Below are 16,226 nucleotides of genomic sequence, written 5' to 3' on the forward strand. Positions count from 1 at the left end.
ATCCCGGACGCGCCCCTTCCCGTCAATTCTTCTTCGGGCGCAGGAAGGCGCTCTTTCCGGTGCAGAACAACCCGAGGAACGAGTCCGACGAAAGTCGCTCGTCTCCCATCGAATCCCCGAGGATGGCCTGAACCGCCGCGTCGAAACGTCCCCCTCCGCACCGGGACGACGCCATCGCGAGGTATCTCGAGAACGCTTCGAGCGACGGTCGGTTGCTCTTCCCCCAGGGCCACGGCGACGCCCCCTCAAGATACGGATCGAGAAGGCGGAACGCCTCACGCAGCGTCCGGCCGTCTTTCGAACGATACCCCCAGAGATCGACTCCGGTCTTCTCCCCGATCCGGGCTAGGGTAACCAGCCCCGCAAGCGTCGAAAAGACATCCTCCTGAGGCTTCGGCGACAGCACCTGACGCGACAGGACACCGTCGGGCTCGATGTTCCGGTCGATCTGCCCCCGCCCGGAGAGAACGGCCCGGCGCGCCGTCTCGCGCTTCCCGAGAAAGTCCGCGAAGACGGCGATCTGCGCGTTCGTCCACACCCCGAGACGTCCCGGGGTCTTCAGAGCTTTTTTCCCGAACGGGCTCTTCGAGAGCCACGCGAGATACGCGTCGAACCACCCGATCAGTCCGTTTCTGTCCGCGCCGGTCAACGCGTTCGACCTGTCGAGCATTCTGAGGTCGTCGAGGAGCGGAATGAAGAGAGCCCCTTCTTCGATCCCATCGGGGCGCCCTTTCGGACCTCCGGGAAAGCCGCGCGCAAATCGGAGATTCGGGCGCATGCGGGTCTCCGGCGCGACGAACCACGTCCGGAGCAGCGTCGCAGCGTGTACGGCGTAGCGTTCGTCCCTCGTGAAAAAGTAGGCGACCGAGAGCGCGTGAACGGAACGCGTCATGTCGACGATCCGCGAGAAATCGTACCGGTCGTAGCGCTCGATTTCGCCGTTCGTCTCACCGGCCCGGCGGAGGTACTTCCGTCCGGCCCCGGGGATCACCGGGAAATATTCCGGGTCGAGGCTTGCGTAGTAATGAATGTCGCCGCTGACAGGGTGCTCGGACTTCTCGGTCACGGTCTGCGTCAGCGTCCGGAGTGCGAGATCGGCTTCGCGCAGGAGACCGCTCTCGGCATCGCTCAGGAACGCGGCGTTTTTCATGCGCGCGTTCTTCCACAGGCAATCCATTTCCGTCCCTTCGTACAGAAGAAACGAACTTCCCCGTTCCTCGGAAATCCACGTGAGCGCGTTCGCAACCTCAGCCCAAGCAAGCATTGCACACACAAAACCGCACAGAAAAATCCCCGAAACCCACAGTCGCCAGACATTCCGTCGCATTCCGATCGTCCCTCCATCCCGTTCAGCGCGATTCCCCATCCCGTACAACTGGTATTATATGTCGTGTCGGTGCGGGTGTCTCACATTCGCTCGTTTTTTTCGGGAGACCCGGGAATCGTCGTTCCGTGCGGATCGCGACTCCCAAGCCGGATTCGTTTCCACCGATAAACCCTGTCGCTTCTATAAGGAGGAACACCATGACCTGGGGATACGTCATCGGAACGCTGCTTCTGAACGTTCTCGCGAATCTCTTTCTGAAACACGGAATGACCTCGCTTTCCGGCGGCGGCGCGCTGCTCCACATGTTGCGGACGCCGTCGATCTACATCGGAGCGATCTGCTACGGAGGGGCGTTCGTGACGTACAGCCTCGCCCTGACGAAACTGCCGCTGGGCGTCGTCTATCCGCTCATCACGGGCGGCATCGCGGTCACGCTCGCCGTCGTCTCGATCGCGCTTTTCGGCGAAAGCCTGCGGATGACCCAGGCGGTCGGAATCGCGATGGTCGTCGCGGGGATCTGGTTCCTGTCGCGATGAAATCCGGCTCTCCGAAAGAGACTGTCACGACCCCGCTCCTTTCGTGGTTCCGTCGTTGCGGACGCGATCTTCCCTGGAGGTGGACCCTCGATCCGTACCATACCCTTGTGTCGGAGTTCATGCTGCAGCAGACGCAGGTGAATCGGGTCGTTCCTTTCTTCCTGCGGTGGATCGAACGGTTTCCGACGCTCCGTTCGCTGGCGGACGCCGACGAGGCGGAGGTGCTGAAGCTCTGGGAGGGGCTCGGGTACTACTCCCGCTGCCGCAATCTCCTCCGTGCCGCCCGGGCGATCGATACGACGCTGGGAGGACGAATACCGGAGGACTCCGGATCACTGCGTTCGCTTCCGGGCATCGGTCCCTATACGGCGGGGGCGATTTCGAGCATCGCGTTCAACCGTTCCGCGACGGCGGTGGATGCGAACGCGCGCCGCGTCGCATCCCGTATCCGGGGACGCGAGTTCCGGAACGACCGCGAAATATCGGACTTCCTCGCGGATTTCATCCCTGACGGCGATGCCCGATCGTTCAACCAGGCGATCATGGACCTCGGAGCGCTCGTCTGCACTCCAGTCCGTCCGTCGTGCGAAATCTGCCCCGTGGCGGCAACCTGCGAAGGCCGAGTGAACGCGCGCACTCCGAAAAGAGCCGCAGTCGCGCGAAAAAAGCGAACGACGGAAAATGCCGTCGCCGCGATCGTGCTCGACGACGACAGGGTTCTCCTTCGACGAAGACCGGATTCCGGGCTCTGGGCCGGCATGACGGAGTTCCCGTGGGAACCGCTCGGAGCGGATGACACTCCCGATTCGGCCGCACTCCGGATCGCATCGTCGTACTGCCCCGACCCCACGGTAATCGGACGGATCGGACCGGTTTCACACGCGTTCACGACGCACCGCATCCGTCTGACCGGCGTACTCCTCCGCCGCGAGCACGGAAAATCGAACGAAATCTTTCCTTCGGGAAGTGGCGTATGGATTCCACTCGCGGAGCTGCGGAACGAGACTCTGCCGGCGGGTGCCGGGAAGCTCCGCGATATCCTCGCGGAGAAAGATTTCTCGCGGGTGTATGATACGCGAATTCCCATTGCACAAAAGGAGGGTGATTCTCGTGAACCAGATCCTGGAAACAATCCGGAACAGACGCAGTATCCGGAAGTACCTGTCCGAACAGCTTCCGCGCGAACTTCTCGACGAAATCCTCGATGCGGCCCTCTGGGCGCCGAGCGGCCATAACGAGCAGCCGTGGCACTTTCTCGTCGTCCAGGATGCCGCGACGCTCGACAGAATCAACGATGAGACGAAGAAGCGAATGGGCCGGAGCGACATCGGATGGGTCCGCGACATGGGAAACAACGAAAACTTCCATGTGTTTTACCACGCGCCGACCGTTGTCATCGTATCGGGTCGCGAGGTCCCCGGAGGGATCCTGAGCCCGAAGGTCGACTGCTCCGCGGCGATCGAGAATATGATCCTCGCCGCGACATCCCTCGGCGTCGGAAGCTGCTGGATAGGATTGACGGCGTTCTTTTTCGCCGACCGGAACGCCATCGGCTTCCTCGGAATCCCCGAAGGGTACGTCCCCTACTACTCCGTTACGCTTGGCCGGACCGACCCGACATTCACCCTGCGCGCCCCGAAACGGAAAGAGAATTGCGTTTCGTGGTACGTCCCGTCCGAATCGGGGCGTTAGCTCCGCATTCTGGTTCAGGACAATCCATTATCGCAGCTTCTGCAAAGGCATTACGCGCTCTTCGGGAAAACTGAGGACAGCTTCACATGAAAAAGGGCGCCGCCCGTTTCGGACGGCGCCCTTTTCGATATTCCGGAAAAAGAATCAGCAATACTCCGGCGCTACCACTTCAGACCGGTGATGAAGATATAGAGGATGGCGACGGGGGCGAGAACCTTGCAGACCCACATCCACGGCTCCATGAGCCCGAAGGAGTACTCGCCGTTGTTGGAGACTTCCTTCCTCGCGTCGTCTGTCCAGAACCAGCCGACGAAGAGGGAGATGAATACGCCGCCGAGAGGCAGCAGGACGTTGGACGAGATGAAATCCATCGCGTCGAGGAAGTCCTTGCCCGCAACCTTGAGGTTCCCCGTAAGGGAGATGGCGGAAGGAACCCCGATCGCGAAGATGATGATCCCCATGATCCATGCGGCCTTCGGACGGGACCAGCCCTTGTCGATGAAGTACGCGCAGACGACTTCGAGCAGCGATATCGACGACGTGATCGCGGCGATGAAGAGCAGGATGAAGAAGAGCGCCGACCAGATCATTCCGCCCGGCATTTTCGAGAAAACTCCGGGAAGTGTCACGAACGTGAGGCCGGGGCCCGCGCCGGCGTCGACGCCGAACGCGAAGACCGCCGGGAAGATGACCATGCCGGCAAGAAGCGCAACCATGGTATCGATCGTGCAGACCTGGATCGCCGAACTCGGAAGGACCGTTTTCCTGTCGACGTAGCTCCCGTAGGTGATCATGCACCCCATTCCGAGCGACAGCGAGAAGAAAGCCTGCCCGAGCGCCGCTTCGAGGCTTCCTCCCGACAGTTTGGAAAAGTCGGGTTTGAGGTAGAACTCGAGGCCCTTTTCGGCGCCGGGGAGCGTCACGGAACGGACGATGAGAACGAGCAGGATCACGAAGAGCGCCGGCATCAGGAACTTGCAGTAGCGCTCGATTCCCTCGCCGATTCCCTTGTAGACGATCCAGATCGTAGCGAACATGAAGATCGCCTGATAGATGACGACCTGCGTCGTGTTGGTCACGAACGCTCCGAAGACGTCTCCGGTCTTTCCGGCAGCTGCGACGTCCATGAGACCGGAGAAGGAGAATATCGTGTACTTGATGGTCCATCCGCCGATGACGCAGTAAAATGACAGGATGATGAACCCTGCCGCGACGCCCATCCAGCCGACGATCGGCCACAGGCCGCCCCTGAGCTTTTCGAACGAACCGACCGCGTTCAGCTGTGCCTTGCGGCCGATCGCCATCTCCGCGAGCATGACGGAGAACCCGATGATGAACACGATTGCGACGTAGATAAGGACGAAAGCAGCTCCGCCGTTTTGTCCGGTGATATACGGAAAACGCCAGATATTACCAAGACCTACTGCAGAACCTGCCGCGGCAAGGATGAACCCAAGCTTGCTCCCCCATTGCTCTCTCTGTTCGGTCACTGCGGTATCCCTCCCATAGTCTTGATAAATTTACATAATGTTCGGAAAAACCAGTCGCTGCCCTCCTTTCTCCCGACGTTTCGCCTGACGCAAGTGATTATACATCTATTCACAGTTTTCCGGGAGTTGCTGATTCAAGAATCGTGAATAAAGGCCCTCATGATGGTTTTTTGTTGTAGCGTATGACAATACTGTATCTCCGGTTGCCTTTCGGAAGGGAACGAGTAGAATACGAACCGGGAGGGAAACGTATGTGTCTTGCCGTTCCGTACACAGTGGAAACCATCACCGGCGATCGTCTCTGCGTCGCCCGGGCCGGTTCGGTCCGGACCGAAATCAGGACGGATCTCGTCGGTGCCCTTGATGTGGGCGACGTCGTTCTCGTCCATGCGGGGTTCGCCATAGAACGCCTCGAGGAAAGAGATTCCGAGGAACTCCTTCGTCTTTTCGACGAAATCCGCGCGAAGGCATAGGCGACTCCGGTGAGACCGCATCCGTCCGCGGAGGACATTCTTCTCACCCTCCGGAAGTATTCGCACCTCCCGCTGAAGATCATGGAGGTCTGCGGAACCCATACGGTTTCCGCGTTCCGTTCGGGAGTGCGTTCCGTCCTGCCCGAGAGGTTCAGGCTGCTCTCGGGACCGGGGTGTCCCGTATGCGTCACGTCGCAGGGCCAGATAGACAGCGCGGTCTCCCTGGCGGATATTCCGGATTCCGTCATTCTGACCTACGGCGACATGCTTCGCGTGCCCGGGTCGCGCGGCTCGCTCGCCGACGCCCGCGCGAGGGGGCGCGATGTCCGTGTCGTCACGAGCGCCATGGACGCGCTTTCGATTGCCGCGTCTTCCTCGGAGAGACATGTCGTCTTCCTCGCGGCCGGCTTCGAGACGACGGCTCCGGCGACCGCCGCGATGCTCTCCGCGGCATCGGAACGCCACATCGACAATCTGTCCGTTTTCTGCCTTCACAAAAGGACGCCGCCCGCAGTCCGCGCGCTTCTCGACGACAGGGATCTCGGCATCGACGCCCTTATCCTGCCCGGGCACGTCTGCGTCATCCTCGGACACGAGCCGTTCGCCTTCGTCGCCGCCGCCTGTGGGCGTCCCTGCGTCGTCGCCGGTTTCTCTGCGGATTCCATCCTGCTCGCCGTTCTCGACCTCGCGATCCAGGTATCGAACGGTTCTGCGGAACTTCATTCCGTCTATCCGGAAGCCGTCAGGCCGGAAGGAAACGAACGGGCTCTCGCCCTCCTCGACACCGTTTTCGTCCCGTGCGACACGACGTGGCGCGGCCTCGGCCGGATTCCGGGTTCGGGGTTCCGTCTTTCGCCGGCGTTCGAATCGTTCGACGCCGCTTCTCGGTTCGGCCTGTCCGCTTCCGAGCCGCCCGAACCGCCGGGGTGCCGGTGCGGCGACATTCTGCGCGGGCGCATCACGCCGCCGGAGTGTCCGCTCTTCCGGAACGCCTGCACCCCGACGGCGCCGGTCGGCCCCTGTATGGTGTCGAGCGAAGGGACGTGCGGGGCATATTTCCGCTTTCACGAAGGGAGGTCCGTCTCGTGGGAGACTATCTGACGCTCGGACACGGAAGCGGCGGACGCTTGACGAACGATCTCGTCCGCCGGATCGCCGCGGAATTCCCCTCTTTCGGATCCGCGCAATCCTTCGAGGACTGCGCCTACCTCCCGGGAGGATTCGCCGTCACGCTCGACGGCTTCACCGTCTCCCCCCGCGTCTTTCCAGGAGGGGATATCGGCAAGCTCTCGGTCTGCGGCAGCGTCAACGACCTCGCCGTAAGAGGCGTCCGCCCCGAATGGATCGCCCTCGGCCTCGTCCTCGAGGAGGGGGTCCGCGAGGAGGAGATCCTCGGGTATATGCGAAGTGCCGCGGGCGTCTGTTCGGAACTCGGGATCGCGCTCGTATGCGGCGACACGAAGGTCGTTCCGCGCGGGACCGCGGATGGACTCTTCGTCACGACGTGCGCGACCGGACGCAGAGTCTCGGAACGGGATCTCGGAATGAACGCGCTGCGTCCCGGGGACCATATCATCGTGTCGCGGCCGTTCGGACGCCACGGAGCCACCATTGCCGCGCAGCGCTTCGGCCTCGACGTCCCCGGACTCGCGAGCGACTGCGCGCCGCTCTGGGAACCTGCCAGCTCGCTTCTTGACATCGCCGGACTCCGGTGCATGCGGGACTGCACGCGCGGCGGCATGGGAACCGTCCTGTGCGAATGGGCCGAGGGCGCGCGCCTGGGCATCGAGATCCGGGAGAACGATCTTCCGTCCGATCCGGATGTCCTCTCCGTCTGCGATATCCTGGGGTACGATCCTCTGTATCTGGCCTGCGAGGGGTGCATGGTCGTCGCGGTCGGAGCGGCGGAAGCCGAAACGGTCCTTTCGCGGCTCGCGGCGTTCCCGTCGTGCGACGGGGCGGCCGACATCGGCGTCGCCACGGAGGGACATCCCGGCATCGTCGGCATACGGACAGCCATCGGCGGACACCGCGTCGTCGATATGCCCGTGGGGGAGATCCTTCCCCGGATCTGCTGAAGCGGCGCCCACCGGCAAAGACGCGGAGGGCCGGTCTGTTGTTCCGACCGGCCCTCCGCGACATTCGGTCTCAGTCACGCGTGAGTTTCGTGCCCGTTCGTTCCCTCTCCAACGACATAGCGGACGCGCTCGATCGAACAGGCGCGCCCCGATTCGTCGTCGATCTCCAGAAAGACGCCCTCGAGCCGGACACCCGTATCCGCCACTTCGAACCGGCTCGGCATTCCGGTCAGAAACCGGGGCAGGACGCATTCCGCTTTCATCCCGATGACGCCGCCATGCCCTCCCGTCATTCCCGCGTCGCTGATGTACGCGGTTCCGCCCGGAAGTACTTCCTCGTCGGCTGTCTGGACATGCGTGTGCGTTCCGAGGACTGCCGAGACGCGTCCGTCGAGATAAAGCCCCATCGCGCGCTTTTCGGATGTCGCTTCCGCGTGGAAATCCACGAGGATACACGGATCCCCGATCGTCCGGAGAATCTCGTCGGCGCCCCTGAACGGACAGTCGAGGGGCGGCATGAACACCCGTCCCTGAAGGTTGAGAACAACGAGCGTCTTTCCGTTCCTGTCGAGGCGCATGACACCCTGTCCGGGACATGCCGGAGGGTAGTTCGCGGGACGTATCACCCTTGCCGATTCGGAAAGGTGCGGGACGAATTCCGACTTGTCCCAGATATGATTCCCCGACGTGACTCCGTCGACGCCGAGAGAAAAAAGGTCCTCGAGAATCCTGACCGTCAGACCCCGGCCGGCCGCCGCGTTTTCGCCGTTCACGACCAGAAAATCGGGGTCTCCGTACTTCTTCCGCAGAAACGGTAATCCTTCGGCGAGGCATTCCCTGCCGGGACGCCCCACGATGTCGCTGACGAACAGAACCCGCATCGTCCTGGAGACGCTATTTCGCGTATTCCGTCGCGCGGGTTTCCCGACTCACGGTCACTTTGATCTGCCCGGGATATTTCATCTCGTCCTCGATCTTGCGCGCGATGTCGAAAGCCAGCTTGTGAACGAGACCGTCGTCCGTCACGTTCGGAGAGACGACCACGCGGACCTCGCGGCCGGCCTGGATCGCGTAGGCCTTGCTGACGCCGTTGAACGACTTCGCGAGGTCTTCGAGCTTCTCGAGACGGCGAACGTACGCGTCGAGGCTTTCGCGTCTCGCTCCGGGTCGCGACGCGCTCGCCGCGTCGGCGGCCGCGATGATGACGTCGTAGACGCTCTGCTGTTCAACATCCTCGTGGTGCGACGCGATCGCGTTGATGACGCTCGACGATTCGTTGAAGCGCTTCGCGAGGTCGGCCCCGATCACCGCGTGCGGTCCCTCGACCTGGTGATCGACCGCCTTTCCGATATCGTGCAGCAAGCCGGCCCGCCGCGCCAGTTCTTCGTCCAGTCCGAGTTCCGCGGCGATGATCCCGGCGATGTGGGCCACCTCGAGGCTGTGCTGGAGCGCGTTCTGGCCGTAGCTGTAGCGGTATTTCAGCTGTCCGATGATACGGACGAGTTCCATGTTCATGTTCTTGATCCCCGTGTCGAGCAGGGCGCCTTCGCCCGCCTCGACGATGCTTTCCTCGACTTCCTTCGCGGCCTTTTCGACGAGCTCCTCGATCCGGGCCGGGTGAATCCTTCCGTCGACGACGAGACGTTCGAGAGCGAGTCTGGCCACTTCGCGCCGGACCGGGTCGAAGCTGCTCAGCGTGACCGCTTCAGGAGTGTCGTCGACGATCAGGTCGACGCCGGTCACCGCCTCGAAGGATCTGATATTCCGTCCCTCGCGGCCGATGATCCGGCCCTTCATCTCGTCGGACGGCAACGGAACGACGCTGACGGCGACTTCGGACGTGTATTCGACGGCGCACCGCTGGACCGCGGTCACGATAACCTCCTTGGCCTTCCGGTCAGCCTCTCTCTTCGCTTTTTCCTCGAGTTCCTTGAGGCGGAGGCCGATCAGGTGCTGCGCTTCCTCTTCGACCTGCCGCAGGAGAATATCGCGCGCCTCCTCGCTCGTCAGCGACGCGATCTCCTCGAGACGCTGGAGCTGCTGCGCCTTGAGCGATTCGGCTTCCGTCAGCTTCGCGTCGAGTTCCTCGTGACGCGCCTTCAGTTCGTCCTCTCTGTGGGAGACGCGTTCGGTCTTCTTGTCCAGATTCTCTTCCTTCTGCTCGAGTCGCCGTTCCGCGCGCTGCAACTCCGCGCGGCGTTCCTTGCCTTCCCGTTCGATCTCCTGGCGGAGACGGAAAATTTCCTCCTTCGCCTCCGTCAGTTTTTCTCTTTTCAGACGATCCGATTCCTGCGCCGCTTCCAGAAGTATCGCTTTCGCCTGGGTCCTCGCACCTTCGAGATGTTTCGCCCCCAAGGTTTTTGAAAGCAGGAATCCCGCGCCGACCCCGGCCGCGATCCCTGCGATAATTCCGACAATGGCAAAAGTAAGGTTCATTCGGGGTACTCCTCCTCAATGTATTTTCAAGGTGCGCCGGCAAACGGAACCTCCGGACTGCACGCTTTTCGTATAACGATTCATTTTACCGGTCGTTCTTTTCCGGAACAAGCCCTTTCGGCCGCTTCCCCGGCCATCGAAAGGGAAAATCCCCTTCTCAGAAGCCGCGGAACGATCGTCTCCTTTCCGAGACCTCTCTCCGCAAGGTCCCGGCAGAGACGGTACGCGGCGTCTTCCTCGGCCGGATCCCTTTCGTCGAGCGCCCTCCGGATCGCACCGCCCGAGACTCCTCGCCGCTTCAGATCATCGATGATTCTCCTGTTTCCCCATTCGGGATGCCCCTCGACAAAAAGCCGCGAATACATATCGTCGTCCGTCATCCCCGACTCGCGGGCATACCGGACACATTCGTCCGCTTCGCTCTCTTCGAAACCTCTGTCGCGAAGGCGCCTGCGAAGCATCGCTTCGGTCATCGGACCCCTGGACAGAATGGCGTGAAGCAGCTTCCTGCGTTCGTCGTTCATGCGGTTTCCACCAGTCGGAGAACGTCTCCATAGAGATGAACCACCCGTTCGCGAAGGTCCGGACACGAAAGGAGATCCGGGTCGTCGCGGACAAGGGAGAACGCCTCGGCTCTGGCGTCTTCGAGCAATCTCCGGTCGCGCAGGAGGTCGGCGACCCTGAAATCCGTTATCCCATGCTGCCGGATCCCGCACACCTCCCCGGGACCGCGCAGGCGCAGGTCGGCCTCCGCGATCGCGAATCCGTCGCTGGTCGAGCAGAGGACGTCGATTCGTTCGCGAGCGGGGCCCGATCTCGACGCGTCGAGCAGCAGACAGACTCCCCCGCGCGCCCCGCGTCCGATCCGGCCTCTGAGCTGGTGGAGCTGCGAAAGACCGAACCGTCCGGCGTTTTCGACGATCATCACCGAAGCGTTCGGGACATCGACGCCGACTTCGATCACGGTCGTCGCCACAAGGAGGTCGAGGCATCCCGCGGCGAAGAGATTCATGGTCCGATCCCGTTCTGCGAAGGCAAGCTGACCGTGAACGAACCCGATTCGCAGCGAGGGGAATTCCTCCCTGAGGGACTCGTAGCGTTCCGTAACGGAGACGGCCTGGACGGCTTCGCTTTCGTCAACCAGAGGACACACCCAGTAGACCTGTCCTCCGTCGCGAACAGCGTCCCGTATCGTCTTTCCGATCTCCTTCCGGTTCCCCGGCGTCGCACGCCTCGTTTCGACGGGAAGGCGTCCGGCCGGAAGCTCGTCGATGACTGAGACGGAGAGGTCTCCGTACACCGACAGCGTCATCGTCCTCGGAATGGGGGTCGCCGTCATCACGAGCGTATGGGGAGCCGACCCCTTCGCTCGCAACGCTCTCTTCTGCAGGACGCCGAAGCGATGCTGTTCGTCGATGACGACAAGTCCGAGGGATGCGAAAAGGACATTTTCAGAGAACAGTGCGTGCGTTCCGACGGCGAGAAGAGGGGTGCGAGTCTCGAGCAGCCGGAGCGTCTCATCCCGTTCGGCGCCGGCGGCCCCCCCCGACAGAAGGACGACCGGGATACCCAGAGGCTCGAGGAGAGGTTTAATCCTGCACCAGTGCTGCTGCGCGAGGATCTCCGTCGGAGCCATGACGGCAGCCTGCGCGCCCCCGTCGGCGGCCATGAGCGCCGCGGCGATCGCCACGACGGTTTTCCCCGATCCGACGTCTCCCTGAAGCAGACGGTTCATCGGAACGGAGGTGGATACATCCGCCCCGATTTCGTCGATCGCGCGAAACTGCGCTTTCGTCGGGGCAAACGGAATGACGTCTTCCAGGAAACGCCGAAGCAGCGGACCGCGTTTCGGAAAAATCCCGGCCTCTTCGCGCATCCGGTAGAGTCGTCGTCTCATCGCGAGGGCGACCTGAAGCATGAAGAATTCTTCGAACGCGAGCCGGTCCCGCGAACGTTTCCACGAAGTCCGGCCGGTCGGATGATGCATTTCGAGAACCGCGTCCCTGATCGGAGGAAAGGAACGGGAGCGGCGTATCGCCTCGGGAAGGATATCGCGAATCGAGGGAAGAGAGATGTCCAGCGCGGCGTCGACGATCTTCCGGAGCCATTTCTGAGGGAGCCCGGCGGTCGCGTTGTAAACGGGAACGATTCTTCCTATCGAGGAGGCGTCTTTCGGTTCGTCGACGGGCTCGAACTCGGGGTTCAGGATAACCGGCCTGCCGGAGCGCGTATCGATGCGCCCGTACAGTGCGAGCGTCATTCCCGGAGTGATTTTTTTCTCGATATCCGTTCTGTTGAACCAGAGCGCCGTTGCGCTATCCGTCCCATCCGAAACGAGAAGCGACGTCAGCAACACGCCGCGCCCCCGTGTTTTCCGCGATTCGACAGCGACCACCCGGACGAGCAGCGACGCCTTCTCGTTCGCTACGAGAGACGCGAGTCGCGTCAGATTTCGTCTGTCCTCATAGCGCCGCGGGAAAAAGAGTATAAGATCTTCCGCAGTTCCGATGCCGAGTCGACGCAACATCGCCTCACGGACCGGACCAACCCCCCTGATGTACCGGACGGCGTTATTTGTCTGCGATCCGTCCGTCGCCGGAACGGACGAAAACTCCGGCATCAGGCCCCGCCGGGATTGTCCGCGGCGTTCGCGCGGGCCGGGTCCGCGGTCTTTTCTTCCGCTTCGAGAATCGACCGGAATCTGGAGAGGAGCCCCGAAAACTCCGCCGCGAAGTTCTGGCGTTCCTGTCTGATGCGGACCATATCGCGCACGATCGCGTCGCGTTCCCCCGCCGCATCGACGAGAATGCGCTCAGCGCGTACCTTCGCATCCGATATGATGGTTTCCGCCTGCCGCGTCGCCGTCTCTTCCTTCGCCTCGGCCGTCTTCTGCGCCATCAGGAGCGTTCCCTGAAGCGTCTCCTTGAGGTTCGTGTATTCGCCGATCTGTTCCTCGAGGCGTTCGATGCGTCGCTTGAGTTCCGCGTTCATTTCGACATACCGCTGGATATCGTCGGCGACTTTGTCAAGAAAATCGTCGACCTCGGACTGCGCGTATCCCCGCATCGATTTGGAGAAGGTCTTGTTTTCGACGTCAAGCGCGGTCAGAAGATCAGCCACCTGTTTTTTCCTCCCATTCCTCAATCATCGTCTTCTTCGGAATCGCGAGAAAGACGGCCTGCGCAATTCGGACAACGTTTCCCCGCATGGAAAATGCGACGCCGCAGAGAAAATCGAGAACGCTCTGCCCGTCGTCCCTCTCCATTCCGCGAAGATCGACGATGACCATCTGCCCGGCATGAAGGACTTCGGCGAGATCTTCCTTCCGCCCGACGCATGCCGCACCGCGACAGACGATCACGTCCGCTCTCGCCGGAGGTGGCGTCAGAACCCGCGTCTTGCGTTCCTCGAGTTCCCGCGCATCATCTCCCGTTTCCGCGTCTTCCGCTTCCTCGGAAGGTTCGAGCCCGAGGAGAGACAGGATCCGTTCGAACATGGTTCACCTCCCGAGAGTCACCGCCGAAACGCGGGGGCCGAAAAGGGCGGACCCGATCCTCACCATGGTACTTCCCTCCATGATTGCCCATTCGAAATCGCCACTCATACCCATGGAAAGCTCCTTCAGGGGAACCCGGAGGCGGCCCGAAAGCGTCTCCCGAAGGTGACGCAGTCGGGCGAAAGCGTTCCGGACGACACCTTCGTCATCGCTCATCGGTCCGACGGTCATCAGGCCGTCACACCGGAGTCGCGGACAGGACCCAAGGATCGTTTCGAGAAGGAGTTCCGCCCCCTCCGGCGTAACACCGTGCTTCGACGCCTCTCCGGACGTGTTAATTTCGATCAGGACCGGAAGGATCCGGTTCGTTCCATCCTCTTCGAGAATGCGTTGGAGGGTGGCCGCAAGATCCGGAGAATCCACGCCATCCACCGTATCGAAGAGGGAGAGCGCCTTTCTCGCCTTGTTTCGCTGGAGATGTCCGATAAGCCTCCACGGAACCGCAGCGCCTCCACCGATACTCCGGAGGGTTTTCTTCGTTTCGGCCTCCTGGACTCTGTTCTCGCCGATGAAGCGGACGAATCCGGACGAAAGCGCCCGTTCGATTTCCTCAACGCTCCGCGTTTTCGTCACCGCGACAAGCGCGACATCTCCGGCCTCTCGGGCCGAAGAAACCGCCGCACGCTCCATCCGTTCCCGGACAGTCCGGATCCTGTCGTATATCGATCTCCCGTCTTCAGAAACCCCGTCTACCATAGACGCACATTTCCTTCCCGGGCCTTTTCGGCATTCAGTATCACGACCATACCAGGAACCACTCCCTCGGTTATGAGGAAGAGGTGTTCCGGCATCGGAATTCCCTTGACTTCGACGAATTTCGACACCGTGCCTTCGACGACGAAGACACCGACGCGGCCGTTTCTCGCCACGACACACGACTCAGGTACGGCCGCTCCGGAATGCCCGCCCGCTACGATACGATACGACACAACTCTCGATTGCACAATATCAATGGGGAAAAACGGCAGCGTCAGATAGACCTTTCCGCGCCGCTCGTGCAGTTTCAGAAAAACGCGGACATCCGCCTTCACGGGCCATTGCGTTTCCCGGAGGCGGACGCGGACCACCCTCTGGTCCAGAGCCTTCAGCAGCATGGGAGGAAGGTCGACGAACGCGATACAGCGGAGCTCCTGAGGTTGAGGCACCATCTTGCCGATGATCCCTCCCTTCGGAATGTGCGTTCCCGGCCGGATCGCGACGAATTCCGGCGGCGTCGGCAGGAGGTCGTCCCCGGTCCAGAAGCGCACGTACGTCCAATTCTCCTCCGCCCCGTCGAAGCCCGCGACGAAGTATCCCGGCTCCGGCGCGCGGACGGCCATCTTTCCGGCGCGGGACGTCACGACGGCCACGACATCGCCCTTCGCGACGCGGGCGGCCTCGCCAAGCGGATACGACACCGTTCCTTCCCACGCGGACGTCAGGACGTAATCCTTCCATAACAAAATGCCATGGAACGGAATATCCTCCCTGTAGGTCTGATATTCCGCGACCGTCACCTTCGGATGCGACCGCTGGTACTCATCCCACCAGATCGTGTAGATATAGATACTCGTGACCGCCACGGCGAGGAGTAACGCGAAATAGAGAACTCTCAGGACCGTGGATCTCATCTCACGAAAACGTCTCCCGAGCTCCGCTCTGCCGGAACGTCGTGTTTCGTGCGCTTCATCGCCCCGCAAGTCGTCGTTCGTTCAGGCACGAGAGCGGCGTCTCGCCCGACGCGAGACGGGCGATGTTCTGCAGGATGAAGTGCAGGACGCCCGAAAGCGACGCGTCCGTGACGCCACCGACGTGGGGCGTCACCGTCACGTTCGGGCTATGGAGAAGCGCGTCCGCGACATCCGGAGGTTCCTTCCAGAAGACGTCGAGCCCGGCTCCAGCAATCCATTTTTCCGCGAGAGCCAGCTCGAGGGATTCCCGGACGACGATTCCCGCGCGCGCGACGTTGATGAAGAACGCGTCCCGTTCCATCGAACGGAAGAAAGGTCCTCCGATGATGCCCGCCGTTTCCTGATTGAGCGGAAGCGCGAGAATCACGAATCGGCACCCCGCGACCGCCTTCTCGAGGTCGCAGAGCGGATAGACTTCGCTGAGCCCCCACTCCCAGAACTCCTCGCGCTGGGTCCGGTTGACTCCGACGACAGTCATCCCGAGGCAGACGAGCCGTTCGACAATCGAGTGGCCGAGGCCTCCGAGGCCGATGACACAGGCTTTCTTCTTCCAGAGAGAGACTCCCGGCGGAGTGAAAACCTTTCCGTCCAGCAGTTTTTCCTGCGAACGGGAGAATCTCCGCGCGAGAAGCAGCATGTGCATGATGGCCATCTCGGCGACGCTCTCTGCGTTCCCGGTGCCTCGCGACGGGACATTGCACGCGAAGATCCCCTTCCGCGTGCACGCGTCGAGATTCATTCCTTCCGTCCCGGTTCCCCACTGCTGAATCATCCGGAGCTTCCCGGCATGCGCAAGCAGGGCATCGTCCACGGGCATCGGACGGATGATGAGCACTTCGGCATCCCCGATCTTCACCGGGAGCTCGTCGTCTCCGGCGACATCCGTATCGTAGTCCCTGAACGCCGGCGCGAGGATATCCCAGAGCCGGCGAAATTCCTTTCCCGCAAACAGGATCCGCATTCGTCTC

17 protein-coding genes are annotated in these 16,226 nt (G+C 61.9%); 6 read left to right on the forward strand and 11 right to left on the reverse strand.

Annotated features, from left to right (window positions below):
* Positions 1–22 precede the first annotated feature (22 nt).
* A complete protein-coding gene (locus ACZ5IU_RS01810; RefSeq protein WP_464419923.1) occupies positions 23–1,327 on the reverse strand; it encodes an alginate lyase family protein in 1,305 nt (434 codons plus the stop codon).
* A gap of 197 nt (positions 1,328–1,524) precedes the next feature.
* On the opposite strand from ACZ5IU_RS01810, the gene ACZ5IU_RS01815 reads away from it, so the two are divergent.
* From ACZ5IU_RS01815 to ACZ5IU_RS01825, 3 genes are all read left to right on the forward strand, one after another.
* Entirely contained in the window at positions 1,525–1,863 is a 339-nt protein-coding gene (locus ACZ5IU_RS01815; RefSeq protein WP_464419925.1) for a DMT family transporter, read from the forward strand.
* Between the two features lie 119 nt (positions 1,864–1,982).
* Positions 1,983–3,098, forward strand: a complete 1,116-nt coding sequence (locus ACZ5IU_RS01820; RefSeq protein ID WP_464419927.1) for an A/G-specific adenine glycosylase — start codon at positions 1,983–1,985, stop codon at positions 3,096–3,098.
* Positions 2,983–3,555 carry a nitroreductase family protein gene (locus ACZ5IU_RS01825; protein WP_464421786.1) on the forward strand — a complete coding sequence of 191 codons (573 nt, stop codon included), beginning with the start codon at positions 2,983–2,985 and terminating at the stop codon, positions 3,553–3,555. The genes ACZ5IU_RS01820 and ACZ5IU_RS01825 overlap by 116 nt, the downstream gene beginning before the upstream one ends.
* Positions 3,556–3,716: 161 nt before the next feature.
* On the opposite strand, the gene ACZ5IU_RS01830 is transcribed toward ACZ5IU_RS01825, so the two are convergent.
* Positions 3,717–5,045: a sodium-dependent transporter gene (locus ACZ5IU_RS01830; protein WP_464419929.1), complete on the reverse strand. Its 1,329-nt coding sequence runs from the start codon at positions 5,043–5,045 to the stop codon at positions 3,717–3,719.
* A gap of 251 nt (positions 5,046–5,296) precedes the next feature.
* Between ACZ5IU_RS01830 and ACZ5IU_RS01835 the strand changes: the two genes are divergently transcribed.
* Genes ACZ5IU_RS01835 through hypE form a run of 3 tightly spaced genes read left to right on the forward strand, consistent with a single transcriptional unit; the run spans position 5,297 to position 7,596 of the window.
* On the forward strand, positions 5,297–5,518 hold the full coding sequence (locus ACZ5IU_RS01835; RefSeq protein ID WP_464419931.1) for a HypC/HybG/HupF family hydrogenase formation chaperone: 222 nt from the start codon (positions 5,297–5,299) through the stop codon (positions 5,516–5,518).
* A gap of 9 nt (positions 5,519–5,527) precedes the next feature.
* The gene (hypD, locus tag ACZ5IU_RS01840) at positions 5,528–6,619 is read left to right on the forward strand and encodes a hydrogenase formation protein HypD (protein ID WP_464419933.1); all 1,092 of its coding nucleotides are present in this window, start codon (positions 5,528–5,530) and stop codon (positions 6,617–6,619) included.
* On the forward strand, positions 6,604–7,596 hold the full coding sequence (gene hypE, locus ACZ5IU_RS01845) for a hydrogenase expression/formation protein HypE (RefSeq protein WP_464419935.1): 993 nt from the start codon (positions 6,604–6,606) through the stop codon (positions 7,594–7,596). Before hypD ends, hypE begins: the two co-directional genes overlap by 16 nt.
* Positions 7,597–7,670: 74 nt before the next feature.
* On the opposite strand, the gene ACZ5IU_RS01850 is transcribed toward hypE, so the two are convergent.
* The 9 genes from ACZ5IU_RS01850 to ACZ5IU_RS01890 form a co-directional block, all read right to left on the reverse strand.
* Positions 7,671–8,477, reverse strand: coding sequence for a TIGR00282 family metallophosphoesterase (locus tag ACZ5IU_RS01850; protein ID WP_464419937.1), 807 nt, complete (start codon positions 8,475–8,477; stop codon positions 7,671–7,673).
* Between the two features lie 13 nt (positions 8,478–8,490).
* Positions 8,491–10,032 carry a ribonuclease Y gene (gene rny, locus ACZ5IU_RS01855; RefSeq protein ID WP_464419939.1) on the reverse strand — a complete coding sequence of 514 codons (1,542 nt, stop codon included), beginning with the start codon at positions 10,030–10,032 and terminating at the stop codon, positions 8,491–8,493.
* Between the two features lie 80 nt (positions 10,033–10,112).
* On the reverse strand, positions 10,113–10,556 hold the full coding sequence (locus tag ACZ5IU_RS01860; protein WP_464419941.1) for a regulatory protein RecX: 444 nt from the start codon (positions 10,554–10,556) through the stop codon (positions 10,113–10,115).
* Positions 10,553–12,652, reverse strand: coding sequence for an ATP-dependent DNA helicase RecG (gene recG, locus ACZ5IU_RS01865; protein ID WP_464419943.1), 2,100 nt, complete (start codon positions 12,650–12,652; stop codon positions 10,553–10,555). The genes ACZ5IU_RS01860 and recG overlap by 4 nt, the downstream gene beginning before the upstream one ends.
* A complete protein-coding gene (locus ACZ5IU_RS01870) occupies positions 12,652–13,152 on the reverse strand; it encodes a DivIVA domain-containing protein (protein WP_464419945.1) in 501 nt (166 codons plus the stop codon). Before ACZ5IU_RS01870 ends, recG begins: the two co-directional genes overlap by 1 nt.
* Complete coding sequence (locus ACZ5IU_RS01875; protein WP_464419947.1) at positions 13,145–13,528, reverse strand: cell division protein SepF; 384 nt, start codon at positions 13,526–13,528, stop codon at positions 13,145–13,147. Before ACZ5IU_RS01875 ends, ACZ5IU_RS01870 begins: the two co-directional genes overlap by 8 nt.
* 3 nt (positions 13,529–13,531) lie before the next feature.
* Entirely contained in the window at positions 13,532–14,284 is a 753-nt protein-coding gene (locus tag ACZ5IU_RS01880) for a YggS family pyridoxal phosphate-dependent enzyme (protein WP_464419949.1), read from the reverse strand.
* Positions 14,278–15,198 (reverse strand): hypothetical protein, encoded by a 921-nt coding sequence (locus ACZ5IU_RS01885; protein ID WP_464419951.1) that lies wholly within the window; start codon positions 15,196–15,198, stop codon positions 14,278–14,280. The genes ACZ5IU_RS01880 and ACZ5IU_RS01885 overlap by 7 nt, the downstream gene beginning before the upstream one ends.
* 55 nt (positions 15,199–15,253) lie before the next feature.
* Positions 15,254–16,219, reverse strand: coding sequence for a 2-hydroxyacid dehydrogenase (locus tag ACZ5IU_RS01890; RefSeq protein WP_464419953.1), 966 nt, complete (start codon positions 16,217–16,219; stop codon positions 15,254–15,256).
* Positions 16,220–16,226: the final 7 nt, after the last annotated feature.

This window comes from Lactivibrio alcoholicus (assembly GCF_055390895.1).

What these genes read in the sequence shown, in the direction of transcription:
- ACZ5IU_RS01810 (WP_464419923.1), bottom strand. Translation starts at nt 1,327, where the DNA reads ATGCGACGGAATGTCTGGCGACTGTGGGTTTCGGGGATTTTTCTGTGC.
- ACZ5IU_RS01815 (WP_464419925.1), top strand. Translation starts at nt 1,525, where the DNA reads ATGACCTGGGGATACGTCATCGGAACGCTGCTTCTGAACGTTCTCGCG.
- ACZ5IU_RS01820 (WP_464419927.1), top strand. Translation starts at nt 1,983, where the DNA reads ATGCTGCAGCAGACGCAGGTGAATCGGGTCGTTCCTTTCTTCCTGCGG.
- ACZ5IU_RS01835 (WP_464419931.1), top strand. Translation starts at nt 5,297, where the DNA reads ATGTGTCTTGCCGTTCCGTACACAGTGGAAACCATCACCGGCGATCGT.
- ACZ5IU_RS01850 (WP_464419937.1), bottom strand. Translation starts at nt 8,477, where the DNA reads ATGCGGGTTCTGTTCGTCAGCGACATCGTGGGGCGTCCCGGCAGGGAA.
- rny (WP_464419939.1), bottom strand. Translation starts at nt 10,032, where the DNA reads ATGAACCTTACTTTTGCCATTGTCGGAATTATCGCAGGGATCGCGGCC.
- ACZ5IU_RS01860 (WP_464419941.1), bottom strand. Translation starts at nt 10,556, where the DNA reads ATGAACGACGAACGCAGGAAGCTGCTTCACGCCATTCTGTCCAGGGGT.
- recG (WP_464419943.1), bottom strand. Translation starts at nt 12,652, where the DNA reads ATGCCGGAGTTTTCGTCCGTTCCGGCGACGGACGGATCGCAGACAAAT.
- ACZ5IU_RS01875 (WP_464419947.1), bottom strand. Translation starts at nt 13,528, where the DNA reads ATGTTCGAACGGATCCTGTCTCTCCTCGGGCTCGAACCTTCCGAGGAA.
- ACZ5IU_RS01880 (WP_464419949.1), bottom strand. Translation starts at nt 14,284, where the DNA reads ATGGTAGACGGGGTTTCTGAAGACGGGAGATCGATATACGACAGGATC.
- ACZ5IU_RS01885 (WP_464419951.1), bottom strand. Translation starts at nt 15,198, where the DNA reads ATGAGATCCACGGTCCTGAGAGTTCTCTATTTCGCGTTACTCCTCGCC.
- ACZ5IU_RS01890 (WP_464419953.1), bottom strand. Translation starts at nt 16,219, where the DNA reads ATGCGGATCCTGTTTGCGGGAAAGGAATTTCGCCGGCTCTGGGATATC.